The organism is Gilliamella sp. Fer4-1 (genome assembly GCF_001690515.1).
Lineage (GTDB): Bacteria > Pseudomonadota > Gammaproteobacteria > Enterobacterales > Orbaceae > Gilliamella > Gilliamella apicola_C.
Genome location: NZ_LZGZ01000020.1, coordinates 1 through 5,836, shown reverse-complemented (window position 1 = coordinate 5,836; position 5,836 = coordinate 1). Strand labels below are relative to the sequence as shown.

Below are 5,836 nucleotides of genomic sequence, written 5' to 3'. Positions count from 1 at the left end.
AAGCGCCTTATGTGAAGGCGCTTTTTTGTCATAGTATAATATAAAACAATAGGTGATTAACTCATTCCATACTGTTTTAGTTTTTTGCGTAGTGTACCGCGGTTGATACCAAGCATGTTAGCTGCTCTAGTTTGATTACCACGTGTATATTGCATAACCATATCAAGGAATGGATGTTCAACTTCAGCTAACACTAACTCATATAGATCAGTAGGGTCTTCACCATTTAATTGAGATAAATAGTTTTTTAAAGCTTGCTTCACTGAATCCCGCAAAGGTTTTTGTGTTATTTGGTCTTGAGAATTTACAGTCGTAAATTTAAGTGCTGCAGCTGTAACGCGTTGTTCTGACATAGTATTCTTAACTCTTTGGGTTATTTCTAATTTGACTAAAAAATGCTTTTAGTGTGCTTACTTGCTCACTTGTATTACTAAGTACACTAAAAAAGCGCCTGAATTGATCGCTGTCAGCATAATTCTTGGTATACCAATTTACATGCTTTCTGGCAATCCTTAATCCTTTGTATTCTCCATAGAATTGATAAAGCTCATCAAGATGCGATAACACAACTTGCTCTACTTCATCAATACTTTTATTTTTTTGTAACTGTCCATGTGTTAAATAGAATGCAATTTCTTCAAATATCCAAGGTCTCCCCTGTGCCGCTCGACCGATCATTATGGCATCGGCCTGCGTATATTGAAAAACATCTTTTGCCTGTTCTGGTGTACAAATATCTCCATTGGCAATTACAGGAATAGTAACGTTTTCTTTAACTGCCTTAATCGAGTCATATTCAGCCACACCGTTGAATAAGCATGCACGTGTTCTTCCATGAATAGTAATTGCCTTTATGCCACAATCCTGTGCAATTTGTGCGATTTCAATGCAATTTCTATGATCTTTATTCCATCCAGTCCGCGTTTTTAATGTTACCGGCACATTGACTGCGCCGACAACTTTCTGCAAAATATTTTTAATAAGTTTAGGATACTGCATTAAGGCAGATCCAGCCAATTTTTTATTGACCTTTTTTGCAGGGCATCCCATGTTAATATCAATTAATTGGGCGCCATGTTTGACGTTAAACTCAGCAGCTCTTGCCATTTCATCAGGATCTGAACCGACAATTTGTACTGCACGAATACCAATATCATCACTTGCTTTCATTCGCAAAGCTGATTTATCAGTATGCCAAACATCCGAATTTGCTAAAAACATTTCTGAAACTGTCATACCAGCACCAAATCGATAACATAAATTACGAAATGGTTTATCGCTGATTCCAGCCATTGGTGCAGCAATTAAATTATTCTTTAATTTTACTTCACCAATGCTAAGCAAATTAAGGTCGGCTATATTACGCATTTTTTTTCTAACTTAAAAGGGGGTAATGTTATTTTTTTTACTTTTTTTGCCAGTGATACGGCACCACTCTTCTTGTTCAACTACAGGGTCTAGTTCAAAATGGGGTTGATAAGCCATACAAACACTAGATGATTGGCTGGACAAAATACCAGATAACCCTAGCTTACCTTGTGATTTTACTAATTTGCTTATATGTGGCTCAAGCTCTTTTAATGGCCCAGCTAAAATGTTGGCAACAACAACATCTGCCTGTAAATCATTAGGGATATCTTTTGATAAATAAAGTTCTAGTTTTTCGCTAACATCGTTACGCTGTGCATTGTCTCGGCTAGCTTGGATGGCTTGAGGATCGATATCAATACCAATTACACGTTTTGCACCTAATTTTAGTGCTGCAATGGCTAAAATACCTGATCCGCAACCATAATCAATAACCAATTTATCTGTAAGATCTAAACTATCGAGCCAAGTTAAGCATAATGCAGTAGTTGGATGAGTGCCAGTGCCAAATGCTAAGCCTGGATCCAACATAACATTAACTGCATTTGAATTAGGTACTTCGCACCAGCTTGGACAAATCCAAAGGCGTTTACCAAATTGCATAGGATGAAAGTTATCCATCCACTCACGTTCCCAATTTTTATCTTCTAATTGCTCAATTTTGTAAGAATATTGCTCAATATTTAATATTGCTTTTAATTCATCAATGTTTGTTTGCGCATCATATAACCCAATGACATCGGTATCTCCCCAAAGCTTAGTTTCACCTGGTAAAGGTTCAAAAACAGGATTATCATAAGTATCTTGAAATGTGACTGATACTGCACCTGATTCTTCTAACTGCTTGCTGATTTGTTCAGCAAGTTTGTTAGTTGTGTTAATTTTCAGTTGAATCCAAGGCATAATTTTTCTCTCTATTACAAAATATACCGAATATATTGGCTATAATAAAAACAATTAATCCAATAGTTAAAGATGGCACAATTGGATGAAGTGATAGTAGTTTAATATTATAGCCAGCTAATAATGTGTAACTCACTGCTCCAGCAAGCATTGAGTAAAGCGCACCAGTTGCATTGGCTTTTTTCCAATATAATCCAAGGACTAATGGCCATAAAAATACTGCTTCAAGCCCACCAAAAGCGAGTAAATTTAGCCAAATTATCATATCTGGTGGATTCCAAGCAGCCAAAATAAGTAATCCGCCAAAAATAAAGGTGATAATAACGGATAGGCGAGTTAGCATTTTATCACTATAGCTTTTACTATGTCTTGTGCTTAAAAATAGGTCTTTAATTATTACCGATGAAACTTGTAATAATTGAGCATTAATTGTTGACATAATAGCAGCAAGTGGCGCAGCCAAAAAGATTCCAGCAGCAAAAGGGGGTAATACCTTGATGATCAATGTCGGCACTATTTGATCAGGAATTGTTAGATCATCAACAATAGCACGACCTAAAGCGCCAGATAGGTGCATTGTGAGCATGATAATGGTAACAACAATAGTACCAATAATAATCCCCTGATGTACAGCTTTGCTGTCTTTATAAGCCATACAGCGCACAGCGGTATGAGGTAAACCAACTACACCCAAACAGACTAATATCCAAAATGAAGCCATGAACGGAAAATCCATAAAATCATTTGGTCCTTGTGGTGTTAGCAGTGCGGGATCAATTTGTGCTAATCGAGTGATAATTGCCGTAATTCCACCACCATTATAAATGATAGCCCCAAGTAATAATATAGCACCAATGATCATTATTAAACCTTGAAATGCATCATTTAAAATGCTAGCTCTAAAGCCACCAAAAGCGGTGTAAATTACAGTGCCAATACCAAATATTAATAATCCAGTATGATAAGGAATACCAACTGAAGATTGAAGTAAGCGAGCACCACCGACAAATTGTACTGTCATTGCGCCAATAAAGGCAACGACAAGCGCTATGCTTGCAAACCAAACAATAAGTTTACTTCGGTAATGGGCATAGAGCATATCACTTAAGGTAATTGCATTATATTTACGTGCTAAAATCGCAAATTTTTTACCTAAAATACCAAGTGAAAGTAAAACGGTAGGGACTTGAATCATGGATAGCAATACCCATCCAAGGCCAAGTTTATAGGCTGCACCAGGACCACCAATAAACGAGCTGGCACTAATATAAGTTGCAGCTAATGTCATGGCGAGTAGAAATCCACCCATAGTTCGATTACCAATAAAGTAATCAGTAAATTGATTTACTTTTTTGCGTTTAACATAAGCATAAATTGATAACGCAAATACAAAAATAAGGTAGATAACAAGCGGTAAAATAATATCAAAATGCATTGGTTAATCACTTAGTTTGTTCTAACGAGATATTTTTGAATTGAAATTTTACAACTACCCAACACAGCAATATAAAACCTAAAGGTACCATAATGCAAGATAGTTCAAACCACAATGGGAGTCCTAAAAAACCTAGTTTATTGCTAACGCAATAAGCACAAACAACCCAGCTAAGAAGATAAATAAAAGTTAATAATAACGATAGTTTAGCTTCTTTATTTGCTTGCTTATATCGAGCATCCATATTGATTTATTGGTGAATTGAAGGTGGCTTAGATTAAAAGAAAGTACTTAACTTAGCAAGTTTATTGCAATTTATGCAATATAATCTTTTAAATATATCAATTTTAGCAATAACAAAAGTAATATATAGTGCTTGATAAATTGATTATGAATAATTCAACTCATGGAGAGAATAATGTCAAATTATTTTAATACACTAAATTTACGTGAAAAATTAGAACAACTAGGTCAATGCCGTTTTATGGCTCGCAATGAATTTGCGTCGGAAGCTGATTTTCTAAAAGGTAAGAAAATTGTAATTGTTGGTTGTGGTGCTCAGGGACTGAACCAAGGTCTTAATATGCGTGACTCGGGTTTAGATATTGCTTATACATTACGTAAAGAGGCTATTGCTGAAAAGCGTGCATCATGGAAAAAAGCAACCGAGAATGGTTTTAAAGTTGGCAGTTACGAAGAGTTAATTCCTACAGCAGATCTTGTTATTAACTTGACACCAGACAAACAGCATTCAGCTGTTGTACAAGCTATCCAACCATTGATGAAACAAGGTGCAACGTTAGGTTATTCACACGGTTTTAATATTGTTGAGGTTGGGGAAAAGATTCGACCCGATATCACTGTTGTAATGGTAGCACCTAAATGCCCAGGCACAGAAGTGCGTGAAGAGTATAAACGTGGCTTTGGAGTGCCTACACTTATTGCTGTTCACCCAGAAAACGATCCAAAAGGTGAGGGGTTAGCTATTGCTAAAGCATGGGCAGCAGCAACTGGTGGGCATCGAGCGGGTGTTTTACAGTCATCGTTTGTCGCTGAAGTTAAGTCAGATTTAATGGGAGAGCAAACCATTCTTTGCGGCATGTTACAAACAGGATCATTACTTTGTTTTGATAAATTAGTGTCAGATGGTGTTGATCCAGCTTATGCATGTAAATTACTCCAATTTGGTTGGGAAACGATCACTGAAGCCTTAAAACAAGGGGGTATTACTTTAATGATGGATCGTTTATCAAACCCAGCTAAATTAAGAGCAAATGCTTTAGCAAAAGAATTAAAAGTGATCATGACTGATCTTTATCGTAAACATATGGATGATATTATTTCTGGCGAGTTTTCATCAACGATGATGAAGGACTGGGCTAATGATGATGTTAATCTGCTTAAATGGCGTAAAGAAACTGGCGAAACCGCATTTGAAAAAGCCGCCGAATATCAAGGTAAAATTGACGAGCAAGCTTATTTTGATCAAGGCGTTGTTATGGTCGCGATGGTTAAGGCTGGTGTTGAACTTGCTTTCGAAACTATGCTTGAATCTGGTATTTTACCTGAATCAGCTTATTATGAATCATTACATGAATTACCACTTATTGCTAATACTATTGCGCGTAAGCGTTTGTATGAAATGAATGTCGTCATTTCAGATACAGCTGAGTATGGTAACTATCTGTTTGCTAATGCAGCGGTACCATTGCTAAGAGAGAAATTTATGCCAATGTTGCAATCTGGTGATCTTGGTAAAGCGATTCCAGAAGGCCGTGTTGATAATGCTTATTTACGTGATGTAAATGACGAAATTCGCAATCATCCAATCGAAATTATTGGGCGAAAACTGCGTAGCTATATGACAGATATGAAACGTATTAATGTTGCAAGTTAAACTATGTTATCACGGAATAGAAAGGTGCTCAAAAGCACCTTTTTTATTTAAAATTATGCTTTAAAGTTTATTGTAAAAACTATTCAGAAAATAGTGGATCTGAGTATAGAATAAATAGATTAAAAACGCTCAAAATTAGATCATCTTTATTTTAATGATTTAAATAGATATTTAAAGTTTTTAAAAATTATATAATTAAATAATTTTTATTTTAGCTTTTTATTTATTTTTTT

Annotated in this window: 6 protein-coding genes; 1 reads left to right on the top strand and 5 read right to left on the bottom strand. The window is 35.7% G+C overall.

The genetic code is table 11. The annotated features are described in order from the left end of the window. Positions 1 to 56: 56 nt before the first annotated feature. From fis to A9G30_RS13475, 5 genes are read right to left on the bottom strand one after another with little or no spacing between them, the layout of a single operon-like run. Positions 57 to 353: a DNA-binding transcriptional regulator Fis gene (gene fis, locus A9G30_RS00755; protein WP_034883623.1), complete on the bottom strand. Its 297-nt coding sequence runs from the start codon at positions 351 to 353 to the stop codon at positions 57 to 59. A gap of 7 nt (positions 354 to 360) precedes the next feature. Further along, entirely contained in the window at positions 361 to 1,368 is a 1,008-nt protein-coding gene (gene dusB / locus A9G30_RS00750) for a tRNA dihydrouridine synthase DusB (RefSeq protein ID WP_065583421.1), read from the bottom strand. Positions 1,369 to 1,380: 12 nt separating this feature from the next. Beyond that, positions 1,381 to 2,271 carry a 50S ribosomal protein L11 methyltransferase gene (prmA, locus tag A9G30_RS00745; protein WP_065583420.1) on the bottom strand — a complete coding sequence of 297 codons (891 nt, stop codon included), beginning with the start codon at positions 2,269 to 2,271 and terminating at the stop codon, positions 1,381 to 1,383. After that, positions 2,246 to 3,706, bottom strand: coding sequence for a sodium/pantothenate symporter (panF, locus tag A9G30_RS00740; protein ID WP_065587747.1), 1,461 nt, complete (start codon positions 3,704 to 3,706; stop codon positions 2,246 to 2,248). Before panF ends, prmA begins: the two co-directional genes overlap by 26 nt. 7 nt (positions 3,707 to 3,713) lie before the next feature. Further along, a complete protein-coding gene (locus A9G30_RS13475; RefSeq protein WP_065568131.1) occupies positions 3,714 to 3,950 on the bottom strand; it encodes a YhdT family protein in 237 nt (78 codons plus the stop codon). Positions 3,951 to 4,124: 174 nt separating this feature from the next. Between A9G30_RS13475 and ilvC the strand changes: the two genes are divergently transcribed. Next, on the top strand, positions 4,125 to 5,603 hold the full coding sequence (ilvC, locus tag A9G30_RS00730) for a ketol-acid reductoisomerase (protein ID WP_065568130.1): 1,479 nt from the start codon (positions 4,125 to 4,127) through the stop codon (positions 5,601 to 5,603). Positions 5,604 to 5,836: the final 233 nt, after the last annotated feature.

Bases quoted from the DNA above. Each gene is read 5' to 3' on its own strand.
- A9G30_RS13475 (WP_065568131.1), bottom strand. From the start codon at position 3,950: ATGGATGCTCGATATAAGCAAGCAAATAAAGAAGCTAAACTATCGTTA.
- fis (WP_034883623.1), bottom strand. From the start codon at position 353: ATGTCAGAACAACGCGTTACAGCTGCAGCACTTAAATTTACGACTGTA.
- prmA (WP_065583420.1), bottom strand. From the start codon at position 2,271: ATGCCTTGGATTCAACTGAAAATTAACACAACTAACAAACTTGCTGAA.
- ilvC (WP_065568130.1), top strand. From the start codon at position 4,125: ATGTCAAATTATTTTAATACACTAAATTTACGTGAAAAATTAGAACAA.
- panF (WP_065587747.1), bottom strand. From the start codon at position 3,706: ATGCATTTTGATATTATTTTACCGCTTGTTATCTACCTTATTTTTGTA.
- dusB (WP_065583421.1), bottom strand. From the start codon at position 1,368: ATGCGTAATATAGCCGACCTTAATTTGCTTAGCATTGGTGAAGTAAAA.